Below are 17984 nucleotides of genomic sequence, written 5' to 3'. Positions count from 1 at the left end.
CCCCCGTCGTCACCCCTTCACCGCTCCGGAGGTGAGTCCCTGGACGATGTACCGGCTGGCGAAGGCGAAGAGCACCATCGTCGGTGCGATCGTGAGCACCGCGGCCGCCGACATCGAGCCCCAGTCGATGTTGAAGCTGGAGATGAAGCCGTTGAGCGCGGTGGGAACGGTCTTGTTGGAGTCGCTGTTCATGAGGGTGACCGACAGGAACAGTTCGTTCCAGCAGTTGACGAAGTTGAAGATGAACGCGGCGATGATGCCGGGCTGCATCACCGGCAGCAGCACCCGGAAGAGCGCCCCGAGCCGCGAGCAGCCGTCGATCATCGCGGCCTCCTCCAGCGCGTCCGGCACGTTCTCGAAGAAGCCGCGGAGCATCACCGTGCAGAAGGGGATGCAGACCGCGATGTAGACGAGGATCAGCCCGATCCGGTTGTCGACGAGGTGCAGCGTCGTCATCAGCATGTACAGCGGCCCGAGCGCGATGAACGACGGGATCATCTGCGTGACCAGGGCCGCCATCAGGAGCGCCGACTTGCTCCGGAACTCGAAGCGCGCCAGCACGTACGCCGACAGCAGCGAGATGACGGTCGCCACCCCGCCGGCGACCGTCGCGACGACGAGGCTGTTGGTGAGGTAGACACCGAACTGCGCCTGCTTGAAGAGACCGGTGTAGTTGGCCAGCGAGAAGTGCTGGGGCCAGTAGGCGATCGACGGGCTGAAGATCGTGCCGGGGCTCTTGAGCGAGGTGATGGTGATCCAGTAGAGCGGGAAGACCGTGACGATCAGCCAGCCCGTCAGGAACGTGACGCGCACGGCGCGTCCGGCGGCGGACTCTTTGTTGATCATGATGCCGTTCCGTTCCGCTCCCGGGTGGCCGTGAGGTAGAAGACCGAGAAGACCATGAGCATGGCGACGACGATCAGACCGACCGCCGAGGCCTTCCCGTAGTCGCCCTGCTGGGTGATGGAGATCATCCACGTGGTGACGATGTGCGTCTCGTTGGACGGACCGCCGCCGGTCATGCCGAAGATGATGTCGGGGAAGTTGAAGATCCAGATGACCCGGAGCAGCACCGTCAGCGCCAGCGTCCCGCGGATGGACGGGATGGTGATCTGGAAGAGCGTACGGACCTTCCCGGCGCCGTCGATCGCGCCGGCCTCGTAGATCTCGTCGGGGATCGACTGGAGCGCGGCGAGGATCATGATGGTGAAGAAGGTGACGCCGTACCAGATGTTGGCGATCACGACGGCGGTCATCGCGGTCTTCGGGTCGGCCAGCCACGGGATCGGGGTGTCGATCACGTGGGCTTTCTCCAGCAGGTCGTTGATGACGCCGAACTCGCTGTTGAACATCCAGCGGAACAGGATGCCGATGAGGAACCCGGAGATCGCCCACGGGAAGAAGATCAGGGCCTGGTAGAGGCCGCGGAAGCGGAACTTGCGGCGCAGCCACAGGGCGATGGCGAACCCGATGACGAACTGGGGCACGATCGAACCGACCACCCAGACCGCGGTGTTGCCGAGGACCGTGTAGAAGACCGGGTCGGCCAGGATCTCCCGGAAGTTCTTGAGGCCGACCCAGGAGGTGTCCGTGAGGTCGTTGAGGTTCCAGTTGCGGAAGGCCATCTGGCCGCCCGCGATCATCGGGTAGTAGACGAAGATCGCGACGAACACGGCGGCCGGGGCCATGAACGCGGCGATGCTCAGGCCCCGGCGGCCGGTGAAGACCGGCCTTCGGGAACGCGGGGACGCGGGCGTCGAGGTCTTCGCGGGTGGCGGTGCGACCTGCCGGGGCCCCGCGTCAGTCGTTGTGGGATTCACGTCCGGCCTTCCCACCAGCTCTACTGGCTCTTCCACTTCTCGGTCCAGTAGGTGTTCCAGCCGGCCAGCAGCTCCTTGGGCGTCATCTTGCCCAGCAGCACCTTCTGGATCTCGGAGTCGGACTTCTGGATCCACTCGGTCCACCAGGAGGAGTTACGGGGCTGGGTGACCGTGATGTAGGTGTCCGGGTTCTCGGTCATCTTCACGTAGCTCGCCCAGGCGCCCGTCTTGTAGAACGTGTCGTCGGCGGAGCTCTTGAGGATGGGCACCAGGCTGTTCTTCTTGTCGAAGGTGGTGGCCGCGTCGCCCTCGGAGAGGAACTCGATCAGCTTCTCGGCCTGCGCCTTGTGCTTGCTGGCGGACGCGATGCCCCAGCCCGCGGTCGCCACCGGCTGAACGGCCTTGCCGCTGGGGCCGGTCAGCAGCGGGGCCGTGGTCCACTGCTTCTTGGTGATCGTCTTCGACTCCCCGACCGTGGCGATCACTTCGGGGTCCTGGAGGAGGAAGGCCGTCGAACCGTTGGAGAAGCCCTCGACCATCTCCGGGTAGCCCCAGGCGACGGACGACGGCGGCGACGCCTTCTTGAAAAGCTTGAAGTACGTCTCCAGAGCCGTGAGCGCCTCCGGTGCCGAGAAGATCGTCTTGCCGTTGGTCAGCTTGAAGCCGTTCTCACGGTCGATCTTGTCGGCGACGTACGCCTCGATGACCGCTACGGCGTTGCTGTTCGCGTTCGTCCCGCCGCGGAAGGCGTAGCCGTACTGGCGCTTGGCGGGGTTCTGGATGGCGGTGGCCTGCGTGAGCAGCTGGTCCCAGCTGGTGGGCGCGCTCTTGAAGCCGGCCTTGGAGACCAGGTCGGTGCGGTAGTAGAGGCTCAGGCCGTAGAAGCCGTACGGGATGTAGTACGTCCGGTTCTTGGCGTCCTTGGAGTACTTGACGGCGTTGTCCGTCAGGGCGTCCCAGCCGCTCCAGCCCTTGAGGTCCTTGCTCATGTCGTAGAGCCAGCCGTTGGTCGACCACGGGCCGGCCGTGATGTCCCGGACCTCCATCGTGTCGATGCCGCTGCCGGACTGGAGCATCTGCTGGATCTTCTGGTCCGCGCTGTCCGTGGGCGGTGAGATCAGGTCGACCTTGATCTTGGGGTTCTGCTTCTCGAACTGGCCGATGAGGGTCTTCAACACGGCCGTACGGGCCGGGTTGGTGAGGCTCTCGACCATGTGCAGCGTGACGGTCCCGTCACTCGCGCCCGAGCCGCCGCCGACGGCACAGCCCGACACCGACAACGCGGTGGCGAGCCCGAGGGCGACCGCTGCCTTTCTGCTGCTCAACACTGTGTCTCCCAATCCCGGGGATTCTGGGTCCCGGAGGTTCTGTGATGGATCACTGCGATGCGAGGTGTGCGACGTGCTGGGTGCGGGCCCATGCGCCGAGCACCGGAACGCAGTGCTCGGCGAAGTACTCGAAGTCGGCCGCCGTGTTGTACACGTGCGTCGACAGCCGGAGGTAGCCGACGCCTCCGAAGCTGGTGAAGGCGGCCTCGACGCCGAGTTCCGCGGCGACGCGGTCGCGCAGGGCGTCGGCGTCGGCATGGGTGGTGCCGAGGCCGTCGGGGAGCCGGACCAGGCGCAGCGCGTTGACCGGCATACCGACGTCAACTGCGCTGTCCGCACCGGTGAGTTGGGTGAAGGCGTCGCCCACGATCCGTTCCGCGTAGTCGGCCAGCGTCCGCATGTGGGCGCGTGCCGTGGCCCAGCCCCAGGTGTGCTCGACGAAGTCGAGGGCGGCGGGCGCGGCGAGATAGCTCGTGACGTCGACGGTGCCCTGGGTGTCGAAGCGGGCGGGGTACGGCTCCGGGGCGCCCCACGAGTCGATCAGGGGGTGGAGGTCGTCGCGGAGCGGACCGCGGGCGACCAAGGCAGCCGTGCCGCGGGGCGCGCAGCCGAACTTGTGGAGGTTGCCGATCCACACGTCGCAGTCGAGTCCCGCGAGCGGATCCTCGGCCAGACCGGGGACGTGCGCGCCGTCCACCAGCAGCGGGATGCCGCGTTCCCGCGCCACGCGCCCGATCCGCTCCACAGGCATCCAGCGGGCGGTCGCCGAGGTGATGTGGTCGAGGACGATCAGCCCCGTCGCATCGGTGATCCCGGCGAGCACGGCCTCGTAGGCCTGGTCCTCGTCCGCGTCGAGCGGTACACGCACGGTGCGGACGGTGCCGCCCCAGCGCCGGGCCAGTCGCTGCGCGCCCATGGTCACCGCGCCGTAGCCGTGGTCCGTCACGAGGACTTCCCCGCCCGGCCTGGCCGGCACGTTCGCGTAGACGACGCTCGCGCCACCGCTGGCGTTCGGCACCAGGGCGAGATCCTCCTGGGCGACCCGCAGGAACGCGGCGATCGAACCCCGGGCGGCCGCGACCCGGGCCGGCAGCCCCGGGAACCACACGCCCGGCGAGCGGTCCATCTCCGCGCGCAGCCGGTTCTGCTCGTGCTGCACGACGAGCGGAACAGCCCCGAACGACCCGTGGTTGAGGTGCTTGTGCGCCGGATCCAGCGACCACGCCTCGGCCGCCGGACTTCCGTCGGCGAGCAGGAGGGGGCTCGGCGCGGTGCTGACAGTGCTGACATCGAGCTCGCTCACGTATGACTCACGATCTCCCTGGCCCCACGACGGCGGACCCACACATCGGACGGTCGTTGAAATAGGTCTGATGACTTGCGGCGCATCGTGGCATCGACACCCTTCAGCGGGCAAGAGTTCAAGGTCGCCGACATCAGAAGGTCACGCGACCAATGCGGGCGATCCGTCGGTGGATCACACCGATGCGCGCCCAGAAAATCCCCTCTTAGCTGCAAAGATGCCCACGAGAGGTGTTCGGTGGCGACGCCCGCGAGACCGCGTGCGACTTGATGGCGTCGTGACGGGCCGATTACGTCCACGAAATAAGTCATTGGATGACTTGGGAGGAGACACCTGAACTCATCAGATGACTCTGTAGGCTGCTGGAGGCCGGACGAAGCGGCCGCATTCTCAGGAGGGGACGAATGTCCGCAGTTGACCAGGCGTTCCACGGACTACGGCACATGATCTCCACCGGTCGTCTGGTGGCCGGGCAGCGCATTCCCCCCGAGGGCGAGCTGTGCGAGGAACTGGGCGTCTCCCGGGGCTCGTTGCGCGAGGCCGTACGGATGCTCGCGGCCCTGCGGGTCATAGAGCCCCGGCACGGCTCGGGCACCTATGTCTCGCAGCTGAGGCCGGAGGACATCGTGGGCAGCCTGTCCCTCACCGTCGACCTCCTGCCGCTCGCCGGACTGCTGGAGATGTACGAGATCCGGCGGATCCTGGAGGCCCATGCCGCGGCGCAGGCAGCGGCCCGTATGACCCCCGAGACCCTCAAGTCGATCTTCGAGCACATCGAGGCGATGGAGGCGACCGAGGACCCGGACCAGGTCTCCGCCCTCGATCACAGTTTCCACGCGGAGATCGCCCGGGTCGGCGGCAACCCCACGCTCGGCTCGCTGCTCGGGGTGTTCCGCGCCCGGTCCCGCTCCTATCAGGTGTTCACGCTTCCCGACGGCCCGCACATCAAGCGCGCCAGCGACGAGGACCACCGCGCGATCGCCACCGCCCTCTCCAACCGCGACCCCGTCGCCGCCGCGGGCGCGGCCTCGGCCCATGTGGCGCACACCGAGAAGTGGCTCACGGCCTTCCTCCGGCAGGAGTCGGCCGCCGACGGCGATCCCACCGCTCGGGAGTAGCCCACACCTGATGGCTGGTCGGGCTCCACCCCTACCTCACCCGGGCCGCGGACGCGACCAGGTCGTCCTGTCCACCCTGGTGGCCCAGACAGTGGTGGCCTACGCCGTGATCCGACAGCGCCGGACCGCCGGCACCGCCGCGGCGTCACTCACGGCCCTCACTGCTGTCCTACGACGTCAACACCGCGTGCAGCCGCAGCCAGTGGTCCGGCGACACCTCGCCCACCAGGACACGTGGATCGAGGCGCGCCGCGCGGAACGCGGCGTCCACGCGCCGTCTCGGGTGGGCCCGGCGCAGCGAGGCGTGCAGCGAGCCGCCCACCCCGGAGAAACCCAGCTCGACCAGGTGCCGCCAATCGCGCAGCGCGGCCGGTTCGAGCAACGGGGTACGGCGTCGCTCGATCCGTACGATCCCGGCGTCGAAGCGCGGTACGGGACTGAACCGGCGCCGGTCGACGCGCCCGACCAGTCGCCACTCGTAGCGAGGCCAGGTGCGCACCGTCAGCAGGGTCCAACTGCCGTAGTCACCGGTGCGTTTGCGGGCGTATTCGAGCTGGGTGAGGAGGGTGGCTTCGGTGAGGGCGGGGGCGCGCAGACACCAGTCGACGATGTCGGCGGTGCGGGAGAAGGGCACGTTTCCGGCGACCGAGAACGGGGTGCGTGGGGGCCGGGTGTCCATGAAGTCCCCGGCGACGACGTGCACTTGGGGTGTGGTGGAGAAGCGGGTGCGGAGTTTCGGTACGAGGCGGGGGTCGATCTCGTGGGCGTGGAGTTCTCGGCAGTGGGGGGCGAGTTTCGCGGTCAACGCGCCTTTGCCTGCCCCTACTTCGAGGAGGAGGGGTACGTGGTGTCCGTGTGGGACGGCGAGGCGGGCTACGTACTCGGCGGTGGCGCGGTCGGCGAGGAAGTTCTGCGAGAGCGCGCGGGAAACGTGGGTGGGGCGGGCCATGGCCTGCGGTCCTTGTCTTCCGTGAAGGGCATACGGGCAGACGAAGGCCCTGACCGGAAGAGAGCAGGAGGAACCGCGGACCGCGCGTGGCTTGGCGGGTCGGCGGAGGTGTCAGCGGGCGTGTGCGCCCGGGCCGGTCAGGGCACCGGGGCTGCGGCGGATGCGGATCGCATGCGTGCAGCTCCGGTTCAGACCGGAGTTCACGATCGCGTTCGTGGCTGACATGTGGGGAACGTTAGGTGGCTCGGGTGGGGTGGGGCAACGAGGTTTTCTTGAAGGGAAGCGCCATCCGGGGAGAGTGGTGCGGTTGTTCGGCGGGTGCGGGTGCGTTGTGGCTGGTCGCGCCCACGCGGCGGAGCCGCAAATCGGCACAGCCCCGCGCCCCTAAAAGAAGGGCGTTGCCCTCATCAGCGTTGGTATCTTGCCAGGACCAAGTTGCCGTCCTTCTGCAGGCGTTGGCGTAGTTCGGCCAGGCTGATGCCGCCGCTGTAATACTCCTGGAACGCCGGGGTTGCCACCTTGTCCTTCCATTCCGGGTAGCCGCGTACGGACTGTGCCGGCGCGGAGTTGAGGTTTCCGGCGAGGGCCGTGCCGGTCGCCCAGTCGTCCTTGGTGGTGTGCAGGGCCGGGGACTTGAGGGCCTGGGTTCCGGTGGGGAGCATCCAGTCGCCGAGGGCCAGGCGGACCATGTTCTTGGGCTGGAGGAGGAAGTCGATGAACTCGGCGGCCTGCTTCTTGTGTGGGCTGTCCTCGGCGATGGACAGGGTCTGCGGGCTGACGCCCTGGGTGAGACCGTCGGCACCGGCCGGGGCCGGGAGGACCTGCCAGTCGAAGCCCTTGGGGGCCTGCTGCACGATCTGCTGGCGGTAGGAGAAGCCGAGCGGGATCATCGCGTACTTGCCGCCGAAGAACCCGGGGAGTGTGTCCGAGCCGCCGCTGCCCAGGGTCGTGGGTGAGGCGCTGTGGTCCACGTCCACCTGGTCGTGGATGGTGCGGGGGACGACCTGGTCGGCCTTGTCGAAGCGGACGGTCACCTTGCCGTCCGTACCCCGGTGGAAGAGTTCACCGCCCGCCGACAGCGACAGGTTGAGCGTGGCGGACACCGGCTCCTTGAGCGGCCAGGCCACGCCGTACTTGCCGTCGCCGCTCAGCCGCCGGGCGATGTCCCTGAACTCGGGCCAGCTCCAGGGGTGTTCGGGGGTCGGGATGCGGACGCGGGCCTTCTTCAGCCAGGTGGCGTTGGCGATGAGTACGCGTGGCTCCTGGAGGAACGGCACGCCGTAGACACCGTCCCCGAAGGTCGTCGTATCCCAACTGCGCTGCGGGATCTCGGACTTGAGGCGGGTGGGCAGCAGGTTCCGAAGGTCGGCGAGGTAGCCGCCGTAGGCGAAGTCCGCGAGGTCGTCGGAGGCGTCGTGGATGATGTCCGGGGCCTCGCCGCCCTCGAAGGAGGTGAGGAGTTGGTCGTGGACGCTGTCCCAACTGCCCTGGACGTACTCGACCTTGACGTCCGGGTGGGTCGCGTTCCACTCCTTCACCAGTTCCTTGTTGGCGGTGACGGACTCGTCCTGCCAGGCCAGGGACTGGAAGCGAAGGGTGATACGGCCGTTCGCCGAGCCGTTTCCGCCGCCGCCCGTGCAGCCGGCGAGGAGCAGGGTCAGGACGAGGGTGAGGATCCAGCGCGTTCGCATCAGCTCTTCACCGCCCCGGTCAACATGCCGCCGGTGAGCCGCCGTTGGATCAGGGCGAAGACGATCAGCGAGGGCAGAGTCGCCAGGAACGCGGCGGCGGCCAGCGGGCCGAGGTCGGCGACGCCCTCCGCGCCGATGAAGTGGGTGAGGACGACCGGGAGGGTCTGTTTCTCCGGGGTCTTGAGGAGGACCAGCGCGAAGAAGAACTCGTTCCACGCGGTGACGAACGCGAACAGTGCCGTCGCCACGATCCCGGGCGCGAGCAGCGGTGCCGTCACCGACACGAGTGTGCGGAGTTTTCCGGCTCCGTCGACCGCCGCCGCCTCCTCCAACTCCGGTGGCACCGCGCGTACATAGCCGACCAGCATCCACAGGGCGAACGGCAGCGACCACACCACGTACACCAGCACCAGCCCGGCCAGGGAGTCGATCAGCCGCAGGTTCTTCAGCACCAGGAACAGCGGGATGATCACCAGCACGAACGGGAACGCCTGGCTGACCACCACCCACCCGGTCGCGGCCCGCGCGAGCAACGTCCGGCGCCGGGCCATGACCCACGCCATCGGTGTCGCGATCACCACGGCGATCAGCGCGGCCCCGAGCGCGGCGAGCAGGGAGTTCAACGCGGCGTGCAGCAGCGGCTGTTCGTCGAAGGCCTGGCGGAAGTTGGCGAGGGTCGGGTGCCTCGGGATCCAGGTGGGGTGCAGACTGCCCAGCTCGCGCGGGGACTTGAACGCGGTGGAGATCAGCCAGAGGAGGGGGAAGGCGAGGAAGACGAGGTATGCGAGCAGGGCGATGTACTGGCCGGCGCGGGCCCCGGTGCCCACCCTCATGCCGGACGTGGCGCCGCTCCTCGTACGGGACTTGGTGCCGGTCCTCGTACTGGACTTGGTGCCGGTCCTCATGAGTCGTCCCCTCCCCTCAGGCGGCCGACGAGGAAGACGGCGAGGAGCACCGAGATCACCGCGACCATCACGCATCCCATCGCCGCCGCGTAGCCGAACTGGCCGTAGCGGAAGGCCTCTTCGTAGGCGAAGAGCATGGGCAGCCGGGTGCGGCCGCCGGGTCCGCCGTTGGTCAGGACGTAGACCAGGGCGAACGAGTTGAAGTTCCAGATCAGGTTGAGCGCCGTGATCGCCAGCGCCACCGGTCTGAGGGCGGGCCAGGTGACCGTGCGGAAGCGGCGCCAGGCTCCGGCACCGTCGACCGCCGCCGCCTCGTGGAGTTCGCGCGGGGTGTTCTGCAGTCCGGCGAGGAGGGCGACCGTCGTCTGGGGCATGCCCGCCCAGATGCCGACGACGATCACGGCGGGCAGCGCGGTCGTCAGGCTGCTGAGCCAGTCACGGCCGTTCCCGAGACCGAGGTTGTGCAGGGTCTCATTGAGGATGCCCGCGTCCGGGTTGTAGACGATGCGCCACATGATGCCGACGACGACCTCGGGCATCGCCCACGGGACGATCGCGAGCGCCCGGGCGAGCCAGCGCAGCCGTAGGTCCTGGTTGAGCAGCAGGGCGAGGCCGAGGGCGAGCAGGAACTGCGGGACGGTCACCCCGGCCGCCCACACCAGGCCGATGCGGAACGACTCCCAGAACAGCGTGTCGTGCAGCAGATCCCGGAAGTTGAGACCGCCGATCCACTGCGTGGGCGCGGTGCGGCCCGACTGGGAATCGGTGAAGGCCAGCAGGACGCCGTAGAGGAGGGGGCCGACGCTGAGGACGAGGATCGGGATCAGGGCGGGTAACACCAGGAACCAGGCCGCGTGGTCGGGAGCGCGTCGCCGGCGGTCGCGGCTCGGCGCGCGGCTCGGTGGTCTCCGCGCCTCCGTCACCGATACCCCCGTCACCGATGTCATGGAATCAGCCCCTTTGCACGGCCCGGTCGGGCCCCGTCATGGTCGTGAACACGTCGTGCCTCGTCAAGGCACCGCGCATGCCGTCCCACCTGTGCGAATGGGACACTGGCCGTCGGATGGCGGGAACCCGACGCCGTACGCACACGCACAGGGATCACTCGGAGGCGGACGATGGACGAGGCACGGGCGCGGGACGTACTGGCCGCGGCGGACGTACTGCCCGGCCCGGCGCGGGACGCGCGCCTCCTCGCCCTCGGCGAGAACGCGGTGTTCGCCGCGGGTGACCTGGTCGTCAAGGTGGGCCGTGACGCCGAACTCCTCGACCGCGCCCGGCGCGAGCTGGATGTCGCGGTGTGGCTGGCCGAGTCGGGCGTCCCGGCGGTGCGGGCCGCCGACCCGAAGGCGCGCCTGGTCGAGGGACATCCGGTGACCGTGTGGCACCGGCTGGCCGATTCCGTACGCCCCGCCGACGCCCGGGATTTGGCCGAACTGCTACGGGTCGTCCACGCGCTTCCCTCGCCCTCCTTCGAACTCCCGCCCCGTGAGCTGCTGGGCGGGGTGGAGCGCTGGCTGCGGCTCGCGGGCGATGCGATCGATGCGGCGGACGCGGCGTATCTGCGGGAGCGGCGGGACGGTTTCGCGGCTGCGGCCGCCGCGCTCACGCCGCAGCTGCCGCCCGGGCCGATCCACGGGGACGCGCTGCCCCGCAATGTGCATGTCGGGCCGGACGGGCCGGTACTGGTCGATCTGGAGACCTTCTCCTCCGACCTGCGTGAGCACGATCTGGTGGTGATGGCCCTTTCCCGCGACCGGTATGCCTTTCCAGCTCGGGCCTACGACGCGTTCACCGAGGCATACGGGTGGGATGTGCGCGAGTGGGTGGGCTGCGGGGTGCTCCGCGGGGCTCGGGAGACAGCCAGCTGTGCGTGGGTTGCTCAGCATGCGCCGAGCAACCCTGAGGCGCTTGTTGAGTTTCGGCGGCGGGTGGCGTCTTTGCGGGACGGGGATGAGACGGTGAGGTGGTTTCCGTTCTGAGCGCCAATTGATCGGGGGCTGATTGGTCTCTGGGCGACTGCGGGTCCGTTGTGGCTGGTCGCGCAGTTCCCCGCGCCCCTTTCGGGGCGCTTCAGGAGCCGCCGATCTAGACCGTCTCGTCCTCCAGCTCCCGTAGCGGCCACGTGCCGTCGATCACCGCGTCCTGGTCGCCCTTGCGGCGCAGGAAGCTCTGGAAGTCGGCGGCCCATTCCGCGTACCACTCGATCTGGCGGCGGTGCAGTTCGGCCGGGCCGAGGGCGGCGACCTTGGGGTGGCGGTCGGCTATCGCGCCGGCCAGGCGCGCGGCGGCGAGGGCGTCGGCCGAAGCGTCGTGTGCGGAGTCGAGGACCACGCCGTACTCCAGGCAGACCGCTTCGAGGTTGCGCTTGCCGCGGCGGTAGCGGTCGACGGAGCGGTCGATCGTGTACGGGTCGATGACCGGGGCCGGGTCGGTGCCGCCCAGGCGGTCGCGCAGGGACGGGAGTCCGTGCCGGCGCAGCTCGGCGGAGAGCAGGGTGAGGTCGAAAGCCGCGTTGTAGGCGACGACGGGGACGCCCGTCTTCCAGTACGTCACGAGGACGTCCGCGATCGACTCGGCCACCTCGTCGGCCGGGCGGCCCTCGGCGGTGGCGCGCTCATTGGTGATGCCGTGCACGGCGACGGCGTCCGCCGGGATCTCCACGCCGGGATCCGCCAGCCACTCCCGACGGCCCTCCGGCCGTCCGCCCCTGACCTCTATGACCGCGCCCGTGACGATGCGCGCCTCGCGCGGCTCGGTCCCCGTCGTCTCCAGGTCGAAGCCGATGAGCAGCTCCTGGTGCCAGGCCATGACGGCCCCCCTTCTCGGTGGTGCTTTCCCCCAGTGGTCTCCACGATCGCATGAGCCACTGACAATCCGATGGCCGCGTTCCGCTTAGCGGTGGACCGGCCCCCGGTCCCGGCCTCGGACAGGTCAGGACACCGGTCGCGAATCCGCCCACATCTGCTCGAACTCATCGCGGTAGGTGGGGAAAAGTGCGCTGTCATCCATTTCGTCCGACTTGACGAGTCGGCTGCCGTTCCGCAGCACCAGCACCGGCGCCTCCATGCCGCGGCTGCGGCGCAGATAGGACTGCACGACGGCTATGCCGTCCGTGCCGTCGCCGTCGACGAGGTACGCCGTGAAGCGGGGCGTCTCGTCGAAGACCTGGATCTCGAAGGCCGCCGGGTCGCGCAGCCGGGACCGCACCCGGCGCATGTGCAGGATGTTCATCTCGACGGCACGGCTCAACTCGCCCCGCTTGATGCCGAGTTCACGCTCGCGCCGCTTCACCGCGCTGGAGGCGGGGTTGAGGAACAGCAGCCGCGCCCGGCAGCCCGACTCGGCGAGGCGGACCAGCCGGCGGCCGGAGAAGTTCTGCACGAGCAGGTTGAGGCCGATACCGATGGCGTCGACGCGGCGGGCCCCGCCGAAGATGTCCTCGGCCGGGAACTGCCGCATCAGCCGCACCCGGTCGGGGTGCACGGCGACCACGTCCGCGAAGCGGTCGCCGATCAGCTCCTCGACCGCGTCGACGGGCAGCCGCCGCGCCGAGGGCACGTCACCGCCGGCGCCGAGGGTCTCCAGGAGTTTCGCGGAGGCACGCTCGGCCTGGTTGAGGACGGCCTCGGACAGGGCGCGGTTGCGGGAGACGACGTTGCGGGTCACTTCCAGTTCGTCCAGGGCGAGTTCGACGTCCCGGCGCTCGTCGAAGTACGGCTCGAAGCACGGCCAGTGCTGCACCATCAGCTCGCGCAGCTGCGGCAACGTCAGGAAACTGAGGACGTTGTCGTCGGCCGGGTCGAGCAAGTAGCCCTTGCGGCGGCTGACTTCGCGTACGGCGACCGCGCGCTGCACCCACTCCTGGCCGGCCGGACCGGCCGCGGCGACCACCCACTCGTCGCCGTGGACGGGTTCGTAGATGGGACGCAGAACAGCGGCCACGACCGCGCGCAGCCGCTGCTCGACCAGGTTCAGCCAGATGTAGGCACGGCCGGCTCGCTGGGCGCGCGTACGCACCTCGCGCCAGGCGTCGGCGTCCCAGTCCAGCTCCGGACCGATGGAACCAGCCGCGTCCATCGGACGTGCCAGGGACACCGCGCCGGGCGGGACTTCTGCGGAGTTCCCCTCGTGACCCTCGTCACCAGGGGGCAACTCCAGCCCTCCCGAGCCCACCCGTGCACCGCCTTCCGCTCCCCCGAGCTCTCCCCAGTCTCAACGATCAAGGAAGGGTACTCCGGGACCGGTCGGCGGTGCAGCCGGATGGACAGGGTCGTTTCTCAACTTCCGCCGTTCACATTGCCGTTCTGGTTCGCGAGGGCGGGCGGAGTGAGCGGATTCATAGCGGTGACGTCACGCGGGGCGATGGAGAATCCCTGCCAGTGGACCGGCATCGGCTGCTGGTCCTCGTCGCGGGCGATGTGGTGGAAGCCGACGTTCACCCAGACCACGGGGTGGGTGAGGGTCTGTCCGTTGACCCACTTGTCGACCTGCTTCGGGTGCCCCGCACCGCAGTTGGGCAGGTTGTCGCTGGCGAACTGCTCGCACTTGTTGTACTCGGTGAAGTACACGTCGTGCGTGGTGAAGCTGCGGCCCGGGTACTTGGTGGTGGCACCGGGGACTATCTCGTAGGACCGGGCGTGGTCGTCCTTGTTCTTGCCGGTCGCGCTGACGACGCGCCACCAGCGCATGTTCTTCGCGTCGCCCGCGAGTTCCTTGGTGACCTTGGTCAACGTGGTTTTGTTGGTGGGGGTGTTGGCGCCGCGCGGGGTGACCTTGGAGTCGTACTGCTCGACCCGGCCCTTGGAGGAGCCGTCGAGCGCGAAGTCCAACTTCCAGAAGACATCGTGCTGATGGCTCGTCGCGTACGCCTTGGCGCCCTTGCCGAGCGGCCAGCCGCGGCCGTCGCCCGCGTCGTAGTCGTAGGGCGAAAGGCTGCCGGTGGCACCGACGTTCATGTTGATGGTGCCGTCGTCCTGGAAGCGCCACTCGGTGATGTACTCGTACCAGCCGACCTGGTTGACCGTGTAGACGAGGAAGTCCTTGCCCTGGGTCTGGAAGACCTTGTTGGCGCTGTCGCCCTGCATCCGGAAGGCGTGACCGCGCGAACGGGTCGTCGTACAGAGGCCCTTGACGTTCGGGTGGGCCGGGTCCTGGGCGTCGGGGACCTTGACGGTCTTGATGGTGCCGCCGGGGCACTCGCCGGGCTGCATGTTCATCAGGCCGGTGCCGAAGCCGTACTGGGTGAGGTCGCTGTACTCGTTCTTGCCGTCGTCGTACGGGACATGGATCTGGGCGAGCTTCGCGTCGGCGAGCACCTTGATGGGGGTGGCCTGGCCGGGCGGCTGGTAGGAGATGTTCTCCAGGACCAGGCCGGCCTCGCGCTCGTAGTGCCAGCACATCCGCCAGGTGGTGCCGGTGGAGAGCTTCTGCTCGATGGTGTAGGCGGCGCTGCAGCCGGGTGCGGCGGCGGCCGGGGCGGCCTTCGTCTGGGCTACGGCCGGGCCCGCGCCGGCCGTGGCACCGGCGGCCAGGGTGGCGAGGGCGAGCCCGACGGCTCCCCGCCTGCGGGCACGGCTCATTCTGTTGACGCGCATGGAGAAGTGACTCCCTTACAGGAGAAGCAAGTTGGGACAGTGGACGAGGAGCGGCGCGATCCGCGCGGACGGCGCGGTCGGTTCAGGCGGCTCAGCCGGTGAGCTTGCCGACCTTGCGGGCGCTCAGGTCGATGACGAAGTCACGGGCGTCGATCCACGGCCCGTTCTTGACCTTCGGGAACAGTCGCACGCAGCGGTGCTCTCCGCACTGGTCGAGGTCGCCGGACTGCCGTCCCGGAGTGGCCTTGTAGACCATCGCGGTGAGCAACAGCTGGTCGGGCGAGGTGAGTTCGTTGCCGGTGGCGTCCTTGTAGTCGGCCTTCAGGCCCGCGCCCAGCGGGCTGGCGAGCAGCAGCTCGGCCGCTTCGACGTCCTCGGCGTGGCTGGCCGGCGGCTGCACTCCGTGCTGGGTGCCGGTCTGTTCGACCTTGCCGGTGTCGAGGTTGACGGTCTTGGTGACGACCGTGTCGTCCTTGTAGTCGTAGAACGTCACGTCCGCGCGGCGCGGTGCGTTCGGGTTGTCCAGTTCACTGGGCCCGGGGTTCGCGAGTTCGACGTCGAGGCGCTGCGGTCCGCGCTTTCCTTCCACGTTCTCACTGGAGTTGAGCAGTTGCTGGTTCACCGCGATCCGCTCGACGCGCTGGGTCTCGTCGTCGGTGAGCGGGTCGCGGCCCTTGCCCTTCTCGCCCTCGGCGGGGGCCTGTTGCACGACACCGGGTGCCGCGCCCTGCCCGTCCGCCGCCTGTTGCTGGGTGGATCCGGCCGCCTTGCCGGTACCGCCCGACTCGTCGGCCCCCGCCGTGCCCGGCAGGGTGATGGCGACCATCGCCGCGGTCCCGGCCACCGCTATGGCCGCACCGGCCACCACCTTGCCCAGGTGGCGGTGCACTGTCCTTCGCACATTTCCCCCTACTCCCCCTGGGTCCTTCCCCGGACCGCTGGGAGTGGTGTCTGCCCCACTTGGTTCGGGATACGACATACGTCGTATCCACTGGTCATTTGGTAAGAGGGACGTAAGTCATAGGTGGTTCCCTCACTTTCGGGGAGACTCAGGAGCAAGGCGCCCCGGCAGCGGGGCCCGGCTGAGAGAGTCGTGACCATGCAGGTCTGGCCTGGAGAGGCATATCCACTCGGTGCCACGTACGACGGCGCCGGGACCAACTTCGCGGTCTTCACGGAGGCCGCGGACCGAGTAGAGCTCTGTCTGCTGCACGACGACGGCTCGGAGACGGCGGTGGAGCTGCGCGAGAGCGACGCGTTCGTGCGGCACGCGTACGTGCCCGGCATCATGCCCGGGCAGCGCTACGGCTTCCGCGCGCACGGCCCGTACGCTCCCGAGCGCGGCCAGCGGTGCAACTCCGCGAAGCTGCTGCTCGACCCGTACGCGAAGGCGGTCAGCGGATCGATCGCCTGGGGCGAGGAGGTGTACGGCTACCACTTCGACGCCCCCGACAAGCGCAACGACCTGGACTCCGCCCCGCACACGATGTCGTCGGTCGTGGTCAACCCGTACTTCGACTGGGGCGACGACCGGCTGCCCCGGCACGGATATCACGAGACGGTGCTCTACGAGGCCCATGTGAAGGGCCTGACGATGCAGCACCCGGGGCTGCCGGACGAACTGCGCGGCACGTACGCGGCGCTCGCGCATCCGGCGGTCATCGAGCACCTGGTGGGCCTGGGGGTGACCGCCCTGGAGCTGATGCCGGTGCACCAGTTCGTGAACGACCACCGGCTGGTCGACATGGGGCTGAACAACTACTGGGGCTACAACACGATCGGTTTCTTCGCCCCGCACAACGCGTACGCCTCCTGGGGCGACCGCGGCCAGCAGGTCCTGGAGTTCAAGTCGGCGGTACGGGCGCTGCACGAGGCCGGTATCGAGGTCATCCTGGACGTCGTCTACAACCACACCGCCGAGGGCAACCACCTGGGGCCGACGCTGTCCTTCAGGGGCCTCGACAACCCCTCCTACTACCGGCTGACGGAGGACCCCCGCTACTACATGGACACCACGGGGACGGGCAACTCACTGCTCATGCGGTCCCCGCACGTGCTCCAGCTGATCATGGACTCACTGCGCTACTGGGTCACCGAGATGCACGTCGACGGCTTCCGCTTCGACCTCGCGGCCACCCTGGCCCGGCAGTTCCACGAGGTGGACCGGCTGTCGTCGTTCTTCGACCTCGTGCAGCAGGACCCGGTGGTCTCCCAGGTGAAGCTGATCGCGGAGCCGTGGGACGTCGGCGAGGGCGGCTACCAGGTGGGCAACTTCCCACCCCTGTGGACCGAGTGGAACGGCAAGTACCGCGACACCGTGCGGGACATGTGGCGGGGCGAAGGGCGCGCGCTCGCGGAGTTCGCGTCCCGGCTGACCGGCTCGTCCGACCTCTACCAGGACGACGGACGCCGTCCCCTGGCCTCCATCAACTTCGTGACCTGCCACGACGGGTTCACCCTGAACGACCTGGTGTCGTACAACGACAAGTACAACCAGGCCAACGGCGAGGACAACAGGGACGGCGAGAGCCACAACCGGTCCTGGAACTGCGGTGCCGAGGGCGACACCGACGATGTGGCCGTCCTGGAGCTGCGCGAGCGGCAGAAGCGCAACTTCATCGCCACGCTGATGCTGTCCCAGGGCGTGCCGATGGTCAGCCACGGGGATGAGTTCGCGCGCACCCAGAAGGGCAACAACAACGCGTACTGCCAGGACAGCGAGCTGGCCTGGGTGAAGTGGCCCGAGGGCGACGACGGGTCGTCGGGTCTGCTGGCCTTCACGCGCGCGTTGGTGTGGCTGCGCAAGGAGCATCCCGTGTTCCGGCGCCGGCGCTTCTTCCACGGGCGGCCCGTGGAGGGCACCCACGACGAGCTGTCGGACATCGCCTGGTTCACCCCGGAGGGCAAGGAGATGGCGCAACGGGACTGGGACTCGGCGCAGGCGTCCGCGCTGTCGGTGTTCCTGAACGGCAACGCCATCTCGGAACCCGGCCCGCGCGGGGAGCGCATCGCCGACGATTCCTTCCTGATGATGTTCAACGCCTCTCCGGAGACGCTGGACTTCGTCGTGCCGGTCAACCACGGCCGCCAGTGGGAGGTGGTCGTCGACACGGGCCTCCCGGAGGGGGTGCCGAAGGACACGGGCGCGAAGGTGAAGGCCGGGGACCGGCTGACCTTGGTGGACCGCAGCATGACGGTGCTGAAACGGCCCACCTAGGGGTGAGGGGCGGGCATCCGGTCGGCCGGTCGGCGGACCGGATACGAGGGTGGATG

15 protein-coding genes are annotated in these 17984 nt (G+C 68.7%); 3 read left to right on the top strand and 12 right to left on the bottom strand.

The features are described 5' to 3' along the window. Positions 1 to 9: 9 nt before the first annotated feature. From OG588_RS38865 to OG588_RS38850, 4 genes are all read right to left on the bottom strand, one after another. On the bottom strand, positions 10 to 846 hold the full coding sequence (locus OG588_RS38865) for a carbohydrate ABC transporter permease (protein ID WP_405951311.1): 837 nt from the start codon (positions 844 to 846) through the stop codon (positions 10 to 12). Beyond that, a complete protein-coding gene (locus tag OG588_RS38860; RefSeq protein WP_405953310.1) occupies positions 843 to 1688 on the bottom strand; it encodes a carbohydrate ABC transporter permease in 846 nt (281 codons plus the stop codon). The genes OG588_RS38865 and OG588_RS38860 overlap by 4 nt, the downstream gene beginning before the upstream one ends. A 152-nt stretch (positions 1689 to 1840) precedes the next feature. Continuing rightward, positions 1841 to 3145: an ABC transporter substrate-binding protein gene (locus tag OG588_RS38855; protein WP_405951310.1), complete on the bottom strand. Its 1305-nt coding sequence runs from the start codon at positions 3143 to 3145 to the stop codon at positions 1841 to 1843. Between the two features lie 52 nt (positions 3146 to 3197). Further along, on the bottom strand, positions 3198 to 4451 hold the full coding sequence (locus OG588_RS38850) for an aminotransferase class V-fold PLP-dependent enzyme (protein WP_405951309.1): 1254 nt from the start codon (positions 4449 to 4451) through the stop codon (positions 3198 to 3200). A 404-nt stretch (positions 4452 to 4855) separates the two neighbouring features. Here OG588_RS38850 and OG588_RS38845 point away from each other — a divergent pair, with 404 nt between their 5' ends. Then, positions 4856 to 5569, top strand: coding sequence for a FadR/GntR family transcriptional regulator (locus OG588_RS38845; RefSeq protein WP_405951308.1), 714 nt, complete (start codon positions 4856 to 4858; stop codon positions 5567 to 5569). Between the two features lie 169 nt (positions 5570 to 5738). On the opposite strand, the gene erm is transcribed toward OG588_RS38845, so the two are convergent. From erm to OG588_RS38825, 4 genes are all read right to left on the bottom strand, one after another. Beyond that, positions 5739 to 6518: an ErmE/ErmH/ErmO/ErmR family 23S rRNA (adenine(2058)-N(6))-methyltransferase gene (erm, locus tag OG588_RS38840; RefSeq protein ID WP_405951307.1), complete on the bottom strand. Its 780-nt coding sequence runs from the start codon at positions 6516 to 6518 to the stop codon at positions 5739 to 5741. 407 nt (positions 6519 to 6925) lie between these two features. Beyond that, the gene (locus OG588_RS38835) at positions 6926 to 8209 is read right to left on the bottom strand and encodes an ABC transporter substrate-binding protein (RefSeq protein WP_405951306.1); all 1284 of its coding nucleotides are present in this window, start codon (positions 8207 to 8209) and stop codon (positions 6926 to 6928) included. Then, entirely contained in the window at positions 8209 to 9042 is an 834-nt protein-coding gene (locus OG588_RS38830) for a carbohydrate ABC transporter permease (RefSeq protein WP_405953309.1), read from the bottom strand. The genes OG588_RS38835 and OG588_RS38830 overlap by 1 nt, the downstream gene beginning before the upstream one ends. A gap of 68 nt (positions 9043 to 9110) precedes the next feature. Then, positions 9111 to 10061 (bottom strand): carbohydrate ABC transporter permease, encoded by a 951-nt coding sequence (locus tag OG588_RS38825; RefSeq protein ID WP_405951305.1) that lies wholly within the window; start codon positions 10059 to 10061, stop codon positions 9111 to 9113. A 171-nt stretch (positions 10062 to 10232) separates the two neighbouring features. Here OG588_RS38825 and OG588_RS38820 point away from each other — a divergent pair, with 171 nt between their 5' ends. Beyond that, positions 10233 to 11096, top strand: coding sequence for a phosphotransferase enzyme family protein (locus OG588_RS38820; RefSeq protein ID WP_405951304.1), 864 nt, complete (start codon positions 10233 to 10235; stop codon positions 11094 to 11096). 106 nt (positions 11097 to 11202) lie between these two features. Here the strand turns inward: OG588_RS38820 and OG588_RS38815 are convergent, their stop codons facing one another. The 4 genes from OG588_RS38815 to OG588_RS38800 form a co-directional block, all read right to left on the bottom strand. Next, positions 11203 to 11925 (bottom strand): 3'-5' exonuclease, encoded by a 723-nt coding sequence (locus OG588_RS38815; RefSeq protein ID WP_405951303.1) that lies wholly within the window; start codon positions 11923 to 11925, stop codon positions 11203 to 11205. Positions 11926 to 12048: 123 nt separating this feature from the next. Continuing rightward, positions 12049 to 13290: an SAV2148 family HEPN domain-containing protein gene (locus OG588_RS38810; RefSeq protein ID WP_405951302.1), complete on the bottom strand. Its 1242-nt coding sequence runs from the start codon at positions 13288 to 13290 to the stop codon at positions 12049 to 12051. Positions 13291 to 13394: 104 nt separating this feature from the next. Then, positions 13395 to 14711, bottom strand: a complete 1317-nt coding sequence (locus tag OG588_RS38805) for a copper amine oxidase (RefSeq protein ID WP_405951301.1) — start codon at positions 14709 to 14711, stop codon at positions 13395 to 13397. A 91-nt stretch (positions 14712 to 14802) separates the two neighbouring features. Next, positions 14803 to 15612, bottom strand: coding sequence for a Tat pathway signal sequence domain protein (locus OG588_RS38800; protein WP_405951300.1), 810 nt, complete (start codon positions 15610 to 15612; stop codon positions 14803 to 14805). A 198-nt stretch (positions 15613 to 15810) separates the two neighbouring features. On the opposite strand from OG588_RS38800, the gene glgX reads away from it, so the two are divergent. Continuing rightward, entirely contained in the window at positions 15811 to 17928 is a 2118-nt protein-coding gene (gene glgX, locus OG588_RS38795) for a glycogen debranching protein GlgX (protein ID WP_405951299.1), read from the top strand. Positions 17929 to 17984: the final 56 nt, after the last annotated feature.

It is taken from the genome of Streptomyces prunicolor (assembly GCF_045162825.1).
GTDB lineage: Bacteria > Actinomycetota > Actinomycetes > Streptomycetales > Streptomycetaceae > Streptomyces > Streptomyces prunicolor.
This window is presented reverse-complemented; position numbering and strand designations above follow the sequence as displayed.

Bases quoted from the DNA above. Each gene is read 5' to 3' on its own strand.
- OG588_RS38865 (WP_405951311.1), bottom strand. From the start codon at position 846: ATGATCAACAAAGAGTCCGCCGCCGGACGCGCCGTGCGCGTCACGTTC.
- OG588_RS38860 (WP_405953310.1), bottom strand. From the start codon at position 1,688: ATGGCCCCGGCCGCCGTGTTCGTCGCGATCTTCGTCTACTACCCGATG.
- OG588_RS38845 (WP_405951308.1), top strand. From the start codon at position 4,856: ATGTCCGCAGTTGACCAGGCGTTCCACGGACTACGGCACATGATCTCC.
- erm (WP_405951307.1), bottom strand. From the start codon at position 6,518: ATGGCCCGCCCCACCCACGTTTCCCGCGCGCTCTCGCAGAACTTCCTC.
- OG588_RS38835 (WP_405951306.1), bottom strand. From the start codon at position 8,209: ATGCGAACGCGCTGGATCCTCACCCTCGTCCTGACCCTGCTCCTCGCC.
- OG588_RS38830 (WP_405953309.1), bottom strand. From the start codon at position 9,042: ATGAGGGTGGGCACCGGGGCCCGCGCCGGCCAGTACATCGCCCTGCTC.
- OG588_RS38825 (WP_405951305.1), bottom strand. From the start codon at position 10,061: ATGACATCGGTGACGGGGGTATCGGTGACGGAGGCGCGGAGACCACCG.
- OG588_RS38820 (WP_405951304.1), top strand. From the start codon at position 10,233: ATGGACGAGGCACGGGCGCGGGACGTACTGGCCGCGGCGGACGTACTG.
- OG588_RS38815 (WP_405951303.1), bottom strand. From the start codon at position 11,925: ATGGCCTGGCACCAGGAGCTGCTCATCGGCTTCGACCTGGAGACGACG.
- OG588_RS38805 (WP_405951301.1), bottom strand. From the start codon at position 14,711: ATGCGCGTCAACAGAATGAGCCGTGCCCGCAGGCGGGGAGCCGTCGGG.
- glgX (WP_405951299.1), top strand. From the start codon at position 15,811: ATGCAGGTCTGGCCTGGAGAGGCATATCCACTCGGTGCCACGTACGAC.